The sequence below is a fragment of the Flavobacterium sp. W1B genome, from assembly GCF_047344965.1.
GTDB lineage: Bacteria > Bacteroidota > Bacteroidia > Flavobacteriales > Flavobacteriaceae > Flavobacterium.
Genome location: NZ_CP178845.1, coordinates 2,663,763 through 2,680,814, shown reverse-complemented (window position 1 = coordinate 2,680,814; position 17,052 = coordinate 2,663,763). Strand labels below are relative to the sequence as shown.

The window sequence follows — 17,052 nt, the reverse complement described above, 5'->3', positions numbered from 1 at the left end:
TGTAATCTGAATACTGATTTACTTCTTCTTTACAGCTTCCACGAGTTCCAATTCATCCAAACTTACTTTTGAAGTAAATATACCATAATTAACTGTGGCTTTATTCTTCTCAATTGCGTCAATGCTTCCTACAGCTTTACCATCAAGCATTCGTACACGATCACCAACTTTTAAAATATGCTTTGGTTTTTCGATAATAGGTTTTAGTTTTTTCTCTTTCTTTTCTTTTCTGATTTCTTCCACCTGCACCGTTACTTCGGCGATAACTTCTTTTTTCTTTTCGATTATGGCTTTACTTTCTTTTGGAGTGGCTTTTTTTCGCTTTGAATTTTCGATTTCTATAATTTTCAAAAATTCACCAATGAGATCTTTTTTGCTCTTGTTGTTGAAATATTTCTCGGCGATGTCTTCAATCTTTTGACCTATATAAATCGTTTTTTGGTTGCTATCGTACAATTCCTGATAGCTTTCCAATTTTTGCTTGATTTTGACATTAATGTTTTCCATTTTTTTGCCTTCCTCTCGCGCTTTGCTTTCTTCTTCTTTTAGTGTTTGCGATGTTTTTTCCATCTTTGAACGCTCTTTTTGAAGAGTAGCAATCGTCTTATCAAAACGTACTTTCCCAACTTCAATCTTCTTTTTGGCGCGGTTGATCAGGCTGAATGGAATTCCGTTTTTCAAAGCCACCTCAAAGGTAAAAGAACTTCCTGCTTGTCCCAAAACCAATTTGTACATGGGCTCCAATGATTTTTCATCAAACAACATATTGGCATTAGTGGCAAAAGGCAGTTCGTTAGCCAGAATCTTTAAATTTGAATAATGGGTAGTTATAATTCCAAAAGCTTCTCGATGATAGAATTCTTCGAGGAAAATTTCGGCTAGAGCGCCACCTAATTCGGGATCAGAACCAGTACCAAATTCATCAATCAGGAACATCGTTTTGCGATTGCACTTCTTTAAAAAGTAGTTCATGTTCTTTAAACGGTAACTATAAGTACTAAGATGATTTTCAATGGATTGATTGTCTCCGATATCTGTTAATATCCTGTCGAATAAAAAAGTTTCGGAACGTTCGTGAACGGGAATCAACATTCCGGATTGCAACATTAATTGCAGTAAACCAACTGTTTTTAGTGAAATGGTTTTTCCACCGGCATTAGGACCTGAAATCACAATAATTCGATTTTCTTGACCTAGTTCAATGGTTTGCGGATGCGTTATTTCGTTTTTCTGTTTGTTGTTCAAATACAAAATAGGATGATAGGCATCTCTAAAATAAAGGCGTCTTTCTTCGGTAATTGTTGGTAAAATTCCGTTGATACGATCCGCATATTTGGCTTTAGCAGCAATAACATCAATATCGCTCAGGAAATCTTGGTATTGAATCAAAAGCGGTAAAAATGGACGAATAGCATTTGATAACTGCTTTAAAATTCGGGTAATTTCCTCTTTTTCTTCATATTCTAAATTACTTAGTTCACGGGAATATCTTAAAGTCGCTTCGGGCTCAATATAGGCGATACTTCCTGTTTTTGAACTTCCTAATATAGTACCTTTTACCTTACGACGATACATAGCCAGAACGGCCAAAACACGACGGTTTTGCACAAAACTTTCTTTGATATCGTCTAAATATCCAAGGCTGTTGTATTGGGTTAATGCCACGCCAAAACTTTGGTTGACTTTACCACGAACCAAATTCATGTCGCGACGAATACTTAATAATGCGGGCGAAGCATTGTCTTTTATTTCTCCATATTTATCGACTATGGCATCGACTAAAGTAATGATTTCCTTTGTTAATTCGACCTGAGAAGCCCTCGCATTCAAGTGTGGATAATAATCATCAAATTTCTTCAAAAAATTCAATAAAAAATTAACTGTGGCCGATAATGTTGCAATTTTTCTAAAACTGCCCACTTCAAGAAAACTATCCTCGATAGCAAGGAATTTAATTTCATGAGTTATAGCATCGAAACCATGGTTAGGAATCGCATTGTTATTTTGGAATGAAGAAACATATTCAGAAGTCTGCATCAAGGCTTGCATCAGGCTTTCTTTGTCTCTAAAAGGAGTTATTTCTAATGCCTTTTCTTTTCCGATATCGGTATTGCATATTGCCGAAATGGTTTCGAGAACGGTTGGAAATTGTAAGTCTTGTAAGGTTTTTTCGGTAATGGATATCATTTTATATAGTAAGATCTAAAGTCTCAAAGTTACAAAGTTTCAGAGTAAAATGGGTTACTTTTTTGTGTACTTTGCGAAAAACTTTGCGAACTTTGCGGTTAAAAATATTTTATGCAAATCAATCTTGATCCGGAATGGCAATCTATTTTAGCTGACGAAATCCAGAAACCTTATTTTGAGGAATTAATGGAGACGGTAGACGAAGAATATAAAAATCAGACTTGTTATCCGCCGAAAGAATTAATTTTTGCCGCTTTTAATTATTGCAGTTTTAATAATTTAAAAGTGGTTATCATCGGACAAGATCCTTATCACGGAAAAGGAGAGGCTAATGGCTTGGCTTTTTCTGTAAACAATGATGTCAGGATTCCGCCTTCGCTTCGCAATATTTTCAGAGAAATGACCGATGATTTAGGAACTATTTTTATGCCAACTTCGGGTAATTTAGAAGCTTGGGCAAGGCAGGGTGTTTTGCTTTTGAATGCCAGCTTAACCGTAAGAGAAGACAATCCCAATAGTCACAAACATTTAAAATGGAATCTTTTTACCGATGCGGTTATCCAGAAAATTTCCGATGGAAAAGAGCAAGTGGTGTTTTTGCTTTGGGGTAATTTTGCCCATAAAAAAGGACTTAAAATAGACCGAAACAAACATTTAGTTTTAGAGTCAGGACATCCGTCGCCGATGAGTGCCAACCAAGGAAAGTGGTTTGGAAATAAACATTTCAGTAAAACTAATTTGTATTTGAAAGCCAATCACAAAACAGAAATTAACTGGTTTTCGTAACCTACTTTAACCATATAAAAAATTAAATTTTTCTTATATGGTTAAAAAGGTTTTGAGAAAATTATTCCTTTATAATATCCTCTAAAATTGCTTTGTCTGAACGATTACTTATTTTAAGGATAATTTTTTGATTTTTTAGCGTCTTACCTTCAATGACGTACAATTTTGCTTTATTGAATTCGGTATTGCTTTTGTCAAAATCAACATCTCCGTATTCTAGAGTGTTTTTGATATCGATGGTATCAATCCATTTTTCGGCTAATATTTGAGAAGCTTTTTCAGAATATTCAAAAGGTTTGTTTCTTAAATCATTCAAAACTCTGGCATTTGGGAAATAATTACAGCGAGTGTCCTTACCGCTAAAAACCATTGCAACAAAAAACAGACCTATTACCAATCCTACCAAATAGTAGGCAAAACGATGTGCAAATTTCATGTGTTATTTTTTTGGGCAAAGGTAATTGAAAGATCCTTTAAAAAACAATTAAATTGATGTCGTTATTGGGTAAATCAAACCAATCTCCAATCGCTTTATTGGTTAGGATGCCATGGTAAAGATAAACTCCATTTTTTAAACTCATATCACATCGGATGGCACTTTCGATGCCACCATCATTTGCAATTTGCATTAAATAGGGAGTGATGATATTACTGATAGACAGTGAGGCTGTTTTAGAGTAACGCGAAGGGATATTGGGTACGCAATAATGCAATACATCATTTTTGATGAAAGTAGGTTTCTCATGAGAAGTAACCTCTGAAGTTTCAAAACAACCTCCGGTATCAATACTGACATCAACGATTACGGCTCCTTTTTTCATGTTTTCCACCATCGTTTCCGAAACTACAATCGGGCAACGTTCTATTCCTCGCATTGCTCCAATAGCTACATCGCAACGTCTCAGTGCCTTCAACAAGGATTTTGGTTGAATTGTTGATGTGAAAATTCGTTGGTTTAAGTTGTTTTGTAAACGCCTTAGCTTGGTGATAGAATTGTCAAAAACTTTTATGTTGGCTCCAAGGCCTATGGCTGTTTTTGCCGCAAATTCGCCCACAGTTCCAGCTCCAATGATAACCACTTCTGTTGGTGGTACTCCGGTAATGTTTCCAAATAACAACCCTTTCCCGAATTCATTGGTAATCATCAGCTCAGCAGCAATCAAGACAGATGCCGTACCAGCAATTTCACTTGAGGAACGCACCGCTGGATAGGTTCCATCAGGATCCTTGATGTATTCGAAAGCAAGGGCTGTGATTTTCTTTTTGGTTAAGGCCTCAAAATAGGTTTTTTTCTTTGTTTTTAATTGAATCGAAGAAATCAGAATAGCTTGATTGTTCATCATTTCAATTTCCTCAAGAGTGGGAGCACCCACTTTTAAAATCATCGGACAGCTAAAAACCTTACGGGTATCACTGGTTACCTCGGCACCAGCATCACTGTATTCTTTGTCTGAATAACTGGAGCTAACTCCCGCGCCGGCTTCAATCATTACGCGATGTCCATGATAGGTCAAGGAGTTTACGGCATCTGGAGTAAGACAAATACGTCGTTCCTGATAGCTCGTTTCACTTGGAATACCTATGAAAAGTTCGCTTTTTTGTCTTTTTACCTCTAGTTTTTCTTCTTGGGGTAACAACTGTGATTTAGTGAATGGAGTTATTGCTATTGACATTGTAATGATGATAATAAGAAGTAAATTTACGTAAAAAGATTAAAGAACAGCATTTTCTACCCCTAGAAATACTGGTATTAAATTATTTAGGATCAAAAAATATTTTTTCCATTTTAATATCGGCTCTCTCATAAATACCTTCATCCAAGGTTATTTCCGAAAAACCAAATTTCTCATACAAATGGATGGCAGGTTTTAAGCTTTTATTGGAATACAAAATAAGTTTTGGAATCTGTTCTTTTTCTGCCACTTCCATACAATGTTGAAGTAGCTTTTTTCCAATTCCCAAGCCTTGAACTTCATCTGTAACAGCCATTTTGCTTAATTCAAACGCACTGTCGTCTATTTTTATTAAAGAAACAGTACCTACGATTGCATTCTGGTATTGGGCGTAGAAAATCATTCCACCTTTGTCTATGATTTCTTCCTGCGGATTGGAAAGTACTTTTTCATCATTGGGCTCAACTCTGAAATATTTTTTAAGCCATTCTATATTCAAGGTTTTTATTGGCTCTTTTAAATCAGGTGAAAAAGAGATAATCGAAACCGTATTTTCTAAATTCATAATAATCTTAGTATTTATCTAACTTAATTCTAAAAGGCGTTTTCCATCAGGAAGAACCTTGATCGAAATGATCGAATGCGTTTCAGGAATTAGGTTTGGGATGTTTTCGGCCCATTCAATAAAACACCAATTTCCCGAATATAAATAATCATCAACGCCCATGTCTAGCGCTTCAATTTCATTTTTCAATCTGTAAAAATCAAAATGATAAACTATCTGATTTGAAGTGGTTTGATATTCATTAACTAAAGAAAAAGTTGGGCTGCTTGTTGTCTCGCTAACACCCAAGGTTTTACAAAGTTGTTTTATAAATGTGGTTTTTCCGGCTCCCATTTCTCCGTGAAAAAGAATCACTTTGTTTGGGTTTTCCGCAACTACTTGCTGCGCTACATTTTCTATTTCATCTAATGAAAAAGTAATCTCCATATTTTTTGTTTTATTAGTGAGAAGTGAATCGAAAAAATATTCACTTCTCACTATTCGCATTTCACTATTTATTTCGGGCTAAAAATCAAACAGGGAATAATCATTTCTTCGAGTGAAATTCCACCATGCTGATATGTATTCTTATAATAACTCACATAATGATTGTAGTTATTGACATAAGCCAAAAACAAATCATTTTTTGCAAAAATATAAGAACTGCTCATATTTATGGCAGGTAAACCAATCTTTTTTGGTTCTTTTACAGCATAAACATCTTTGTGCTCATAGGTCAGACTTCGGCCAGTTTTGTAACGCAAGTTGAGGCTGGTATTTTTATCGCCCACGACTTTTGAAGGGTTTTTTACATTTATTGTACCGTGGTCCGTGGTTAAAATCAGTTTAAAACCCAGTTTTTGAGCTTGTTGAATAATCTCCAATAAAGGCGAATTCTTAAACCAACTCAAAGTCAGCGAGCGATAGGCTTTATCGTCTGAGGCAAGTTCTTTTACTACATCCATCTCGGTTTTGGCATGCGAGAGCATGTCTACAAAATTATAAACTACCGTTACCAAATCATTATTTTTGAGAGCCTTGAAGTTTTCAACCAGTTTTTTCCCGCCGGCAAGATTGGTAATTTTAAAATAATCTTCTTTAATATTGAGTCCCAATCGTTTCAATTGAGCCGACAAAAACTCCGCCTCGTACAAGTTTTTTCCGCCTTCTTCGGGATCGTTTTTCCAATATTGAGGAAACTGCTTTTCCATTTCAAGAGGTAGCAAACCTGAGAAAATCGCATTTCGAGCATATTGGGTGGCCGTAGGCAAAATAGAGTAGTAGGGAACCTCTTTTTCCAGTTTATAATAATTGGCAACTACGCTTTCAAAAGCTTTCCATTGGTCGTAACGCAGGTTATCGATGACTACAAATAAAATAGGTTTGTCTTTTTTTGTAATTTCCGGAACCACCAATTCTCGGAATAAGGTGTGCGATTGAATGGGTTTATCTGCTTTTGGGGCAAACCAACTCTCGTAATTGCGCTCTATAAATTTTCCAAACTGCGAATTGGCCTCGGTTTTTTGGGATTCCAGAATTTCGATCATTCCTTGGTCGTTGATGTTTTCGAGTTTCAATTCCCAAAAAATCAGTTTTTTATACAATTCAATCCAGTCTTCATAGGAATTCACCATAGCCATATCCATAGCAATTTTGCGGAATTCTTTCTGGTAATCTAAGGTGGTTTTTTGCGAAACTAGTCTGGAATTATCCAAGTTTTTTTTCAAACTCAACAAAATCTGGTTTGGATTTACCGGTTTAATCAGGTAATCGGCAATTTTAGAGCCTATGGCTTCTTCCATAATGTATTCCTCTTCACTTTTGGTAATCATAATCATCGGAATTGAGGATTTTTTTTCCTTCATTTCCGATAATGTTTCCAATCCGCTCATTCCGGGCATATTTTCATCCAAGAAAACAATATCGAAATTCTCATTTTCAAAAATATCAATCGCATCACGCCCGTTATTACAGGTGGTCACGCTGTAATTTTTCTTTTCCAAAAACAAAATGTGTGGTTTCAAATAGTCTATCTCATCATCAACCCAAAGTATTTTTATCTTATCCATATATTTGTATCAATAGAATTTAAATTTAGTAAATCATTCTGCCAATTTACATTTTTTTGAGGCGTTAGCTTGCTAATATTATGATAAAATTTCCTGATAAATAGTATTGAAAACAGAAATTTACTCCATAAAATTAAGATACTTGCTTTAAAAAATATTCAAAAAATATAAAATTTAATTTCGATTAATTTTATTGTAAAATAACGCATAATAATCTGTTTTACAAATTGTTATGTTTAAATAGATGATTTTATTTTGTAACTTGTAATGACAATTGCTAACTCCGTTTTATCAGTAATGTTTTGGTCGAATTCGGGATAAAAACTGATGAAATTCAAGTTGCGTATTAAAATTAACCTCTTAAAAATGACTCCCAATCTGTAACCTAATTTTTATTTTAATATTCTACTAATCTTAAATATTTAGAAAATGAGAACAGTTATTTTATTTTTAGCAGTTACCCTAACGGTAGCTTTTAATGGGAATCTTTTGGCTCAGCACAAACAAGAGATGAAAAAAAGTCATATGAATATGGCGGAAAAATCCATGAGATCTCCGGCTTTTGATTTGAAAACAAACATGCGTCAATTGTGGGAAGAACATGTTATTTGGACACGAAATGTTATTATGTGTCTTGTTGATAATACTCCGGGTAAAAATCAGGCGGTGAAACGTTTACTCAAAAACCAAGATGATATTGGCAATGCAATAAAGCCTTATTATGGTGAAGCAGCCGGGAAAAAATTGACCGATTTGCTTTATCCTCACATCAAAATTGCTGCCGAAGTAGTAAATGCAGCCAAAGCTGGAAATTCGGTGGCGCTTGATAAAGCAAATAAAAGATGGTATGCTAATGCCGATGAAATTGCTGAGTTTTTGAGTAAAGCAAATCCTAATTGGAAGTTGAAGGACATGAAAGAAATGATGCATGATCATCTTAAATTAACTACTGAGGAAGCCCTAAAACGCATCAAAAAAGATTATGATGGTGACGTAAAGGCATTTGATTTAGTGCATTTTGAAATCCTGAAAATGTCAGACATGCTTGCTGAAGGAATCGTAATGCAGTTTCCTGCTAAGTTTAAGATGGAAGCGAAGAAATAAATTCAGTTCATTAATGAAATACGAATCCGTTTTGTAAAACCAAAACGGATTTTTTTATGGGAAATTGATAAAATTTTTTTGTAAGAAAATTTGTTAATATATAATTATGGATTGAATGTTTTGTAGTTTTTTTTTATAAATTGTGTGCGGTTTAAAATAATGGCATTACACTGCATTTATGAAAGGTGGATTAAATAAATTAGAATTATGAATCAAAGTACAATAATTGTCAGAATGTCTAAGAGCGGTAGTATTTATAATAAAAAGAACAACTATTTGGTAAAGCTAATTGGATGTAAAGATTATGAAATAAATTATCTCAATAATAGGAAAGAATACAATCTTTTGCCAGGAAAATATCAAATTAAAATAGGAAATGAAGCCTCTTTTCAAATAAAAGATATTGAGCTTAAAAATGGCGAAACAAAAAAACTAACGATTAATCCAAGTATTACTTATAATTTAGGGAAAGGAATGATGATTGGATTTGCTGTAACGGCATTAATTGTTCAATTCTTGATCCTCAAAAAAATATCTATTCCATTGATGATGATACCGTTTATTCCTTTATTTTTGGTTAGGAAAAAGCATTTTGCGGATAGTTTTACAATTTCGATAAATTAAAATTATATCTATATGAAAAAAATCATTGTCATTTTATTGCTATTTGTTTCGGGAATTACTTTTGCTCAAAGTTTTAATAAAACTAAACTGGACAGCTTGTTTCAGATTTTGGAAGCCAAAGATAAGTTTATGGGAAGCGTTGCTGTTTCCGAAAATGGTAAGTTAATTTATACCAAGTCAATAGGCAAGGATGTTGTTGAAAGTAATAAAAAAACAAGCAACTTGACCAAATATAGAGTTGGTTCAATTTCTAAAATGTTTACTTCGGTTTTGTTATTTAAGGCAATCGAAGAAAAGAAATTAAGCCTAAACCAAACCATTGAAAGCTATTTTCCTGCGATTGAAAATGCTAATAAAATTACTATTGGGAATTTATTGAACCATAGAAGCGGGATTCATAATTTTACCAGTGATCCTGAATATTCTAAATACAGCTCAGAACCCAAAAGTTCTAAAGAAATGATTGCAATAATTGCTAAAAGGAAAAGTGATTTTGAACCCAATACTAAAGCAGAATACAGCAATTCTAATTATGTTCTTTTGAGCTATATTCTTGAACAAACCTATAAAAAGAGCTATAAAGAATTAGTACAATCAAAAATTGTAAAGCCATTAGGTTTAAAAAACACTTATTTAGGAAGTAAAATAAATACTGAAACCAACGAATGTTTTTCATACAGTTTTGCGGATAAATGGAATAAAGAAACCGAAACGGATATGTCAATTCCTATAGGAGCCGGCGCTATGGTTTCGAACCCGACCGATTTAGTTCAATTTATTGAAAGTTTGTTTTCAGGAAAATTGATTTCTAAGGCATCATTGGAACAAATGAAAACAATGCAGGATAATTATGGAATGGGAATTTTTCAGGTTCCTTTTTATGATAAAATTGGATTTGGTCACACAGGAGGAATTGACGGATTTCGTTCAGCATTGTCTTATTTTCCTGAAAGCAAGCTTAGTGTTGCCATAACATCAAATGGGATGATCTATCCCAACAATGATATTGTTATTGCTCTTTTATCTGCTTATTACAATAGAGAGTTTAAAAACCCTACGTTTGAAGTGATAAAGCTAAAATCAGAAGATTTAGATACTTATTTAGGAGAATATGCTAGTCCTGATTTTCCTTTAAAGATTGCTATTACGAAAGACAATACCAAATTAATGGCTCAAGCAACTGGTCAATCAGCTTTTCCTCTAGAAGCAACTGAAAAAGATAAGTTTGAATTTAGAATGGCTGGAATAAAGTTAGAATTTAATCCAAAAGTAAATCAAATGACCATTATTCAAGGCGGAAGAACAAATATATTAACAAAGAAGTAATTCCAATAAAATAAATAACAGTAAACAATTTTTTATGAAAATGTCAAAAACGATATATCTAGTATTAGCGATATTCTTTTTTCTTTCTTTTATCCAATCCTTATTTGATAAAGGAGCAACACACAAACTATTCTTTTGGGAGGTTGATATTTGGCTTTATAGATTGTTCCGATTGGCAATAGCGGTACTATTTATGAAAAGCTATTTAGACATGAAAAAAGCTGAAAAGATAGCCGAGAAATAAAAGCTGTAAAATTCATGGCTTGTCAGGATTGAATTTTAAAAACATCCCTAAAAAAAAGCCACTAAGTAAAAATACTCAGTGGCTTTCGAACCTAATCAACCAAATTTAATTCTACTACAAGAACTAAGCTATTGCCATCCGCCACCAAGGGCTCTGTATAATTGAATTATGGCATTGTATTGTTGGAATTTATTGTCTACTAGACTCAATTCAGCGTTTAAAGCATCATTTTTAGATGTTAAAACTTCTAGGTAATTCGCTAAACCATAGGTCAATAATTCATCTGAAAAATCGGCTGCTTTTTTAAGTGCATCCACTTGTTTTTCGCGAACATTGATTTTATACGTTTCGTTATTGTATTGCGCTAACGCATCCGAAACTTCTTTACCGGCAGTAAGCAAGGATTGCTCAAATTGTAAATAAGCTTTTTCTTGATTGGCTTTGGCTATTTCATATTTGGTTTTAACTTGTCTTTGATTAAATATCGGCTGAGTTAAACCCGTGATGATATTAGCAAAAAGCGAATTGGCACTAAACCACTCTTTTAGATCAATACTTTGAAGTCCGCCTGTAGCTGTAACTTTTAATGAGGGATAAAAACCACTTTTGGCAACATTGGTCATTTCAAAATTAGTGATCAAATTGTATTCAGCCGCAACAACATCAGGTCTGTTTCTCAATAAATTAGCAGGAACTCCAAGTGTTATACTCGGTTGCATTGTTTGAGATTCAAAAGTACTGCGCTCAATCTTAGCCGAAGGCTCACCTAAGAGAATACTCATCGTGTTTTCTAAGAAAATAATGTTGTTCTTTAAGTCGGCAATAATAATCTCGGTAGCATACTTCTGAGCTTCAGTTTGCTTAACACCAACTTCGGTAACATTTCCGGCATTTTTCAAGGCTGAAATAGTTTCGATGCTTTTATTTCTATTAATCAAAGTTTTTTCGGCTACTTTTATTTGAGCATCTACCGAAAGCAATTGGTAATAAGTGGAAGCAATAGAGGCAATCAACTGCGTTTTTATTGCTTGATTTACCGCAGTTGTTTGTAAATAGGCGGCATTGGTAGCGCGCTTATTACTTCTCATTTTACCCCAAATATCAGCTTCCCAGGACAAGGAACCCGTTAATTGGTATTGATCCGTGCTTCTGTTTTGCACAATGGCTCCAAACTGGCTGTTTTTAGACAATTCATTATGCGTCCAATCAGTTCCAGCAGAAAGAGTAGGGAAGTAGCCTGCTTTTCCTTGTTTCATAGTTGCTTGTGCTGCAACCAGATTTTGCATTGCAATTCGGATATCCAAATTCTTTTGCAATCCTTTTTTGATGTGAGCCTGCAAGATCGGATCTGTAAAAAGCTTGTCCCAAGATACATTTCCTAATGAAGCAGTGTCCGTAGCCACTACTTCATTTCGGTATAAATTTTCTGTTTTTAACTCCGGACGCTTGTAGTCTTTGGCAACAAAACACGATTGCATTAGTGTTGCTGTTATGCCTAATAGTGCGACTCTGTATATTTTATTTTTCATTTTCTTCGTCTAAAGGTAATACGTCAACTTCTTTATTTTCAAATGGTTTTCCGGAAATTTTTTCCTGTAATCCTTGGAATATCACAAACAAGATTGGAATTACAAACACTCCAAAAATGGTTCCTACTAACATTCCTCCGACAGCTCCCATACCTATAGAACGGTTTCCGACAGCTCCAACTCCTGATGCTAACGCCAAAGGCAATAATCCGAAGATAAAGGCTAATGATGTCATTAAAATAGGACGTAAACGCGCTTTTGATCCTTCAATAGCAGCTTCTGTAAGATCCATTCCGTGTCGTCGCCTTTGTATGGCAAATTCTACAATCAGAATGGCATTTTTGGCCAGTAGTCCTATCAGCATTATCAAGGCGACTTGGAAATAGATATTGTTTTCTAATCCTGCCAATTTCACAAAACCAATTGCTCCGGCAATACCCACAGGTAATGAAAGTAATACCGAAAGTGGTACTAAATAGCTTTCATATTGGGCACTTAGCAAGAAATAAACAAATATTAAACTCAATAAAAACACTCCAATTGCCTGATTACCCGCTAAAATTTCTTCACGAGTCATTCCAGAAAATTCATAGGTATAGCTTTTTGGTAAATGCTGGGCGGCCACTTCTTGAATGGCTTTAATTGCATCACCAGAACTGTAGCCTGGTTTTGCTTTACCATTGACATTTACTGCTTTTAGCATGTTGAATCGAGCCACTGCTTCAGGACCATAAATTCTTTTGAAATCAACAAATTGGCTTATTCCAACCTTTTGTCCCGAGGCATTTTTAACATAAATAGAATTGATTGATTCTAGATTTTCACGATCTGATGCTTTGGCTTGAATCATTACACGGTATTGCTTTCCGAATTTGTTGAAATCCGTGGTGTACAATCCTCCATAATAACCCTGCATCGTATTGAAAATGTCCGTTACAGAAACTCCGGCATCTTTGGCTCTTTCCACATTAATATCCATTTGGTATTGAGGGAAAGAAGGGTTGAAGTTGGTAATAGCATATTGAATTTCGGGTCTTTTCATTAATTCCCCTAAAAATTCATTACTCACTTTACTCACCGTAGCCCAGTCATCGTCTCCTTTGTCTTGAATTTTTAGTTCGAAACCATCAGCTGATCCAAAACCTTGCACACTTGGAGGTGTAAAGAATAATGCTTTGGCATCTTTAAAATGGGCAGTTCGACCAAATAATTCACCAACTACTGCATCAACTGATTGGTTGGCTCCTTTACGATCTTTCCAGTCTTTAAGTTTAATAACCGTAAAGGCATAAGAACCTCCACTTACGCTATTTAGTAAACTAAAACCTACTACACTCATTCTTGCTTCAACAATATCCATTGAGGCTAAAATAGAATCCAATTCATTGACTGCTTTTTGTGTTTTCTCTAGAGTTGTCCCTGGAGGAAGCGTCAAGTCGGCCATGATAATTCCTCTATCCTCATTAGGAATAAATCCTGAAGGGGTTGTTTGAAACAAAAAGATAGTAATACCCGAAAAAACCAATAAACCAGTAATCGCAATCCATTTTTTTCTGGCTAAGAATCCTAAAGATTTCACGTATTTATTATTCATTCGATCAAAACTAGCGTTGAAAGCAATGAAGAATTTGTCTTTAAAGTTTTTATTACGGTGATCCGAATCATGGTGTGGCTTCAAAAACAAGGCACATAGAGCAGGACTTAATGTCAAGGCATTTACTGCCGAAATCAAAATGGCAATAGCTAGTGTTATTGCAAACTGTTGGTAAAATACTCCCGAAGGACCACTCAAGAAGGATACCGGAATAAATACCGCAGCCATTACTAAGGTGATAGAAATAATCGCTCCTGTGATTTCGCTCATCGCTGACATAGTAGCTTCTTTCCCTGATTTTGCTCCCTCATCGAGCTTGGCATGCACCGCCTCGACGACGACAATGGCATCATCGACAACAATACCAATGGCAAGAATCATAGCAAACAAGGTTAACATGTTGATAGAGAAACCAAATATTTGCAGGAAGAAAAAAGTTCCTATAATAGCTACCGGTACTGCAATAGCCGGAATTAATGTAGATCTAAAATCTTGTAAGAATAAATATACTACTAAAAACACCAATAAGAAGGCTTCTATCAACGTAGAAATTACTTTATCGATAGAGGCATCTAAGAAAGTTTTGGTATTGTATGGAATTACATAATCAACTCCTTCAGGGAAAGATGGTTTACTTTCGTCAAGAATACTCACAATTTCGGTAATAATGTCTTGTGCATTAGAACCGGAAGTTTGAAATATCCCAACGGCAACACCTTGTTTACCCATCGCTATATTCTTAGTTCCATAATTGAAACCTCCTAATTCTACAGTAGCAACATCTTTAAGCCTTAAGAAATTTCCATTTCCTGTAGCCTTTACAATAATATTCTCGTAATCTTTTATTTCAGAAAGGCGTCCTTTGTATTTGATAACATATTCGTAAACTCCTTCTGCATTTTCTCCAAATTTACCCGGAGCTGCTTCTACGTTTTGTTCTTGTAATGCAGATTGGATATCTTTAGGAGTCAAATTATAAGTTGCCATTTTTGCTGGATCAATCCAGATTCTCATCGAATAATCTTTGGATCCAAAAACATTAACCTGACCAACACCTTTAATACGTTGTAATTTTGGTACTAGGTTTATTTTAGCATAATTCTGAATATAAGTTTCATCAAAAACATCATTATTAGAATACAAAGCAAAAAACATCAAGGCACTCGTTTGGCTTTTTAGAGTTGTAACCCCCGTTTGCACAACTGCTTGAGGCAATTTTGATGTTGCACGAGCAACTCTATTTTGAACGTTTACCGCAGCAATATCAGGGTCTACACCTAATTCAAAATAAACGGATATTTTAGCAGAACCATCATTCGCGGCAGAGGAAGTCATATAGGTCATTCCTTCAACACCATTGATCTCTTCTTCTAGCGGAATAACCACACTGTTTAGTACCGTTTCAGCATTAGCACCTGTATAAGTCGCGGTAACCTGAACTGTTGGTGGGGCAATTTCGGGGTATTGTTCTACGGGTAATGACATCAATCCTAAAACACCTAAAATGGTGATTAAGATCGAGATTACGGTCGAGAGAACTGGTCTCTCTATAAAGGTTTTTAACATCTTGACAATTATTTTTTAGCGGGTGTAGTATTTGTTTTTACCGAATCGATTGCAACGGCATCACTCTTTTCTGAGGTGCTGTTTTTCGTTTGCTGAGGGACGATTTCCATATCGTCTTTCAGTTTAGAAGCTCCTTCAACTACAATAACTTCTCCTTCAGAAAGTCCGCTTGTAACAATGAAATTCAAATCAGAAGTTCCATTTGTTACAATGATTCTTGATTTCACTTTGTTTCCTTTCTCAACAACATAAATAATTTGTTTGCCCTGTACTTCAAAAACAGCATTTTGTGGCACTAAAATGATATTTTTATCTATTATTGGTAAACGAACGATTCCGCTACTACCACTTCTTAAAATTCCTTGCGGATTTTTGAATTCGGCTCTAAATTCCGTAGTTCCTGTAGTTGCATTCATCAAACCATTCATAGCAGTAATCTTTCCTTTTTGATCGTACTCTGAATTATCTACTAAAAGCAGAGAAACTTCCGGAACTGATTTCAATTTTTCGGCGGCAGTTGCTCCATTGAAAGTTTTATTAAAAAACAGCAATTGTTTTTCATTCATAGTGAAATAAGCACGAACAATTTTAGTGTCAGATACTGTAGTTAAAGGCGTTTCGCTACTAGGATTCACTAAACTTCCTTCCTTAAAAGGCAAACTTCCAATAACTCCATTTACTGGAGAATAGATGGTTCCGTAACCTATATTGGCAGCAATACTTCCATAAGCGCTTTTAGCTTGGGCTAATTTTGCTTTAGCGGTTTCTAATTGTACATTACTTATGATTTGTCTATCAACAAGAGGCTTTAATCGGTCAACTTCAACTTGCGCGGCTTGAACCATCGCTTTTGCTGCCGAAGCATCTTGGTTTAGAGTTTGTGTTTCTAATTTAAATAAAATTTGACCTTTTTTTACCACCTGGCCTTCATCTACATAAACTTTTTGGATGAATCCATTTACTTTAGGACGGATTTCAACGTTTTGTTGTCCTTCAAGATTAGCAGTATATTCCTGATATACAGTTGCATCTTGAACCATTACTGTTTGAACCGGAAAAGGTGCTGGACCTTGCGGTGCTGCTTGTTGTTCTTTCTTGCCACAAGAGGAAATAATAAGCAAAACAGCTAATATGGGTAATAGTTTTTTCTTCATTTTTTATTAAATTTGATTATTGATTATTTGTTTTTATGTAGTTTCTATTTCTTTAAATTCAGATATGGTTTTGACAAATAATTGTTCTAGCTGCTCGATATGAGATTTGTAGGATTTTATATTTTCTAAATTAAATTTTTCCTCAGTACAAGAGACAGTTTTTTCTCTATAAGAGATCATTTTGTTAATTATGATCTTTTCGGATTTTACCATTTTTAAATAATTAGACAGTTGTTCACTTAAAGGAGCTCCTTTATAATATTTTTTCCTATCTCCAGTAACCGTGAAATAGGTGATTTTTTCCATTTTTAAGAGTAAATTTAAATTAGTTGAAACAGAACTTTTACTCGCACCCAATTTTTCGATTAAGTTTTCAAATGTTAAACCCGATTTACAACCGTCTATTATTAAAAAACCTAAAATTCTTGCCGCCAATGGCGGAATGTCAAATACGGACTCAAAATGAACACCAAGCATTTCTATAATTTCTTGTCTTTCTTTTTGTGTTGTTGCCATTATATTTTTCTTGCAAAGATACGATTGGTTCGTAAAACACCGAACCAAATGAACTTAATTTTATGTTAATTAAATTTGATCAAAAAAAACAATAATTAAATGGACTCATTTTGAATAGATATGAAAGTAAAAAGGT

Annotated in this window: 15 protein-coding genes; 5 read left to right on the top strand and 10 right to left on the bottom strand. The window is 34.6% G+C overall.

Annotated features, from left to right (window positions below; genetic code table 11):
* Positions 1–18 precede the first annotated feature (18 nt).
* On the bottom strand, positions 19–2,187 hold the full coding sequence (locus ACMDB5_RS11600; RefSeq protein ID WP_413998421.1) for an endonuclease MutS2: 2,169 nt from the start codon (positions 2,185–2,187) through the stop codon (positions 19–21).
* A gap of 111 nt (positions 2,188–2,298) precedes the next feature.
* Between ACMDB5_RS11600 and ACMDB5_RS11595 the strand changes: the two genes are divergently transcribed.
* Positions 2,299–2,973: a uracil-DNA glycosylase gene (locus tag ACMDB5_RS11595; RefSeq protein ID WP_413998420.1), complete on the top strand. Its 675-nt coding sequence runs from the start codon at positions 2,299–2,301 to the stop codon at positions 2,971–2,973.
* Between the two features lie 61 nt (positions 2,974–3,034).
* Here the strand turns inward: ACMDB5_RS11595 and ACMDB5_RS11590 are convergent, their stop codons facing one another.
* From ACMDB5_RS11590 to ACMDB5_RS11570, 5 genes are all read right to left on the bottom strand, one after another.
* A complete protein-coding gene (locus ACMDB5_RS11590; protein WP_413998419.1) occupies positions 3,035–3,409 on the bottom strand; it encodes a DUF4258 domain-containing protein in 375 nt (124 codons plus the stop codon).
* A 37-nt stretch (positions 3,410–3,446) separates the two neighbouring features.
* On the bottom strand, positions 3,447–4,646 hold the full coding sequence (locus ACMDB5_RS11585) for an alanine dehydrogenase (protein ID WP_413998418.1): 1,200 nt from the start codon (positions 4,644–4,646) through the stop codon (positions 3,447–3,449).
* An 82-nt stretch (positions 4,647–4,728) separates the two neighbouring features.
* A complete protein-coding gene (locus ACMDB5_RS11580; RefSeq protein WP_413998417.1) occupies positions 4,729–5,211 on the bottom strand; it encodes a GNAT family N-acetyltransferase in 483 nt (160 codons plus the stop codon).
* An 18-nt stretch (positions 5,212–5,229) separates the two neighbouring features.
* A complete protein-coding gene (tsaE, locus tag ACMDB5_RS11575) occupies positions 5,230–5,637 on the bottom strand; it encodes a tRNA (adenosine(37)-N6)-threonylcarbamoyltransferase complex ATPase subunit type 1 TsaE (RefSeq protein ID WP_413998416.1) in 408 nt (135 codons plus the stop codon).
* Between the two features lie 68 nt (positions 5,638–5,705).
* Entirely contained in the window at positions 5,706–7,259 is a 1,554-nt protein-coding gene (locus tag ACMDB5_RS11570) for a response regulator (RefSeq protein WP_413998415.1), read from the bottom strand.
* Between the two features lie 429 nt (positions 7,260–7,688).
* On the opposite strand from ACMDB5_RS11570, the gene ACMDB5_RS11565 reads away from it, so the two are divergent.
* The 4 genes from ACMDB5_RS11565 to ACMDB5_RS11550 all read left to right on the top strand — a co-directional run bounded on the left by ACMDB5_RS11565 (position 7,689) and on the right by ACMDB5_RS11550 (position 10,557).
* Positions 7,689–8,363: a hypothetical protein gene (locus ACMDB5_RS11565; RefSeq protein WP_413998414.1), complete on the top strand. Its 675-nt coding sequence runs from the start codon at positions 7,689–7,691 to the stop codon at positions 8,361–8,363.
* 207 nt (positions 8,364–8,570) lie between these two features.
* A complete protein-coding gene (locus ACMDB5_RS11560) occupies positions 8,571–8,987 on the top strand; it encodes a hypothetical protein (RefSeq protein WP_413998413.1) in 417 nt (138 codons plus the stop codon).
* A 12-nt stretch (positions 8,988–8,999) separates the two neighbouring features.
* Entirely contained in the window at positions 9,000–10,313 is a 1,314-nt protein-coding gene (locus ACMDB5_RS11555; protein ID WP_413998412.1) for a serine hydrolase domain-containing protein, read from the top strand.
* A 40-nt stretch (positions 10,314–10,353) separates the two neighbouring features.
* Positions 10,354–10,557 carry a hypothetical protein gene (locus ACMDB5_RS11550; protein ID WP_413998411.1) on the top strand — a complete coding sequence of 68 codons (204 nt, stop codon included), beginning with the start codon at positions 10,354–10,356 and terminating at the stop codon, positions 10,555–10,557.
* A 128-nt stretch (positions 10,558–10,685) separates the two neighbouring features.
* Here the strand turns inward: ACMDB5_RS11550 and ACMDB5_RS11545 are convergent, their stop codons facing one another.
* The 4 genes from ACMDB5_RS11545 to ACMDB5_RS11530 are packed head-to-tail and all read right to left on the bottom strand — an operon-like array spanning position 10,686 to position 16,916.
* The gene (locus tag ACMDB5_RS11545; protein ID WP_413998410.1) at positions 10,686–12,086 is read right to left on the bottom strand and encodes an efflux transporter outer membrane subunit; all 1,401 of its coding nucleotides are present in this window, start codon (positions 12,084–12,086) and stop codon (positions 10,686–10,688) included.
* A complete protein-coding gene (locus tag ACMDB5_RS11540; RefSeq protein ID WP_413998409.1) occupies positions 12,076–15,246 on the bottom strand; it encodes an efflux RND transporter permease subunit in 3,171 nt (1,056 codons plus the stop codon). Before ACMDB5_RS11540 ends, ACMDB5_RS11545 begins: the two co-directional genes overlap by 11 nt.
* Positions 15,247–15,254: 8 nt before the next feature.
* Positions 15,255–16,400: an efflux RND transporter periplasmic adaptor subunit gene (locus ACMDB5_RS11535; RefSeq protein ID WP_413998408.1), complete on the bottom strand. Its 1,146-nt coding sequence runs from the start codon at positions 16,398–16,400 to the stop codon at positions 15,255–15,257.
* Positions 16,401–16,433: 33 nt separating this feature from the next.
* Entirely contained in the window at positions 16,434–16,916 is a 483-nt protein-coding gene (locus ACMDB5_RS11530; RefSeq protein ID WP_413998407.1) for a GbsR/MarR family transcriptional regulator, read from the bottom strand.
* Positions 16,917–17,052 lie beyond the last annotated feature (136 nt).

Bases quoted from the DNA above. Each gene is read 5' to 3' on its own strand.
- ACMDB5_RS11600 (WP_413998421.1), bottom strand. From the start codon at position 2,187: ATGATATCCATTACCGAAAAAACCTTACAAGACTTACAATTTCCAACC.
- ACMDB5_RS11535 (WP_413998408.1), bottom strand. From the start codon at position 16,400: ATGAAGAAAAAACTATTACCCATATTAGCTGTTTTGCTTATTATTTCC.
- ACMDB5_RS11570 (WP_413998415.1), bottom strand. From the start codon at position 7,259: ATGGATAAGATAAAAATACTTTGGGTTGATGATGAGATAGACTATTTG.
- ACMDB5_RS11540 (WP_413998409.1), bottom strand. From the start codon at position 15,246: ATGTTAAAAACCTTTATAGAGAGACCAGTTCTCTCGACCGTAATCTCG.
- ACMDB5_RS11545 (WP_413998410.1), bottom strand. From the start codon at position 12,086: ATGAAAAATAAAATATACAGAGTCGCACTATTAGGCATAACAGCAACA.
- ACMDB5_RS11585 (WP_413998418.1), bottom strand. From the start codon at position 4,646: ATGTCAATAGCAATAACTCCATTCACTAAATCACAGTTGTTACCCCAA.
- ACMDB5_RS11530 (WP_413998407.1), bottom strand. From the start codon at position 16,916: ATGGCAACAACACAAAAAGAAAGACAAGAAATTATAGAAATGCTTGGT.
- ACMDB5_RS11590 (WP_413998419.1), bottom strand. From the start codon at position 3,409: ATGAAATTTGCACATCGTTTTGCCTACTATTTGGTAGGATTGGTAATA.
- ACMDB5_RS11565 (WP_413998414.1), top strand. From the start codon at position 7,689: ATGAGAACAGTTATTTTATTTTTAGCAGTTACCCTAACGGTAGCTTTT.
- tsaE (WP_413998416.1), bottom strand. From the start codon at position 5,637: ATGGAGATTACTTTTTCATTAGATGAAATAGAAAATGTAGCGCAGCAA.
- ACMDB5_RS11555 (WP_413998412.1), top strand. From the start codon at position 9,000: ATGAAAAAAATCATTGTCATTTTATTGCTATTTGTTTCGGGAATTACT.
- ACMDB5_RS11550 (WP_413998411.1), top strand. From the start codon at position 10,354: ATGTCAAAAACGATATATCTAGTATTAGCGATATTCTTTTTTCTTTCT.
- ACMDB5_RS11580 (WP_413998417.1), bottom strand. From the start codon at position 5,211: ATGAATTTAGAAAATACGGTTTCGATTATCTCTTTTTCACCTGATTTA.
- ACMDB5_RS11560 (WP_413998413.1), top strand. From the start codon at position 8,571: ATGAATCAAAGTACAATAATTGTCAGAATGTCTAAGAGCGGTAGTATT.
- ACMDB5_RS11595 (WP_413998420.1), top strand. From the start codon at position 2,299: ATGCAAATCAATCTTGATCCGGAATGGCAATCTATTTTAGCTGACGAA.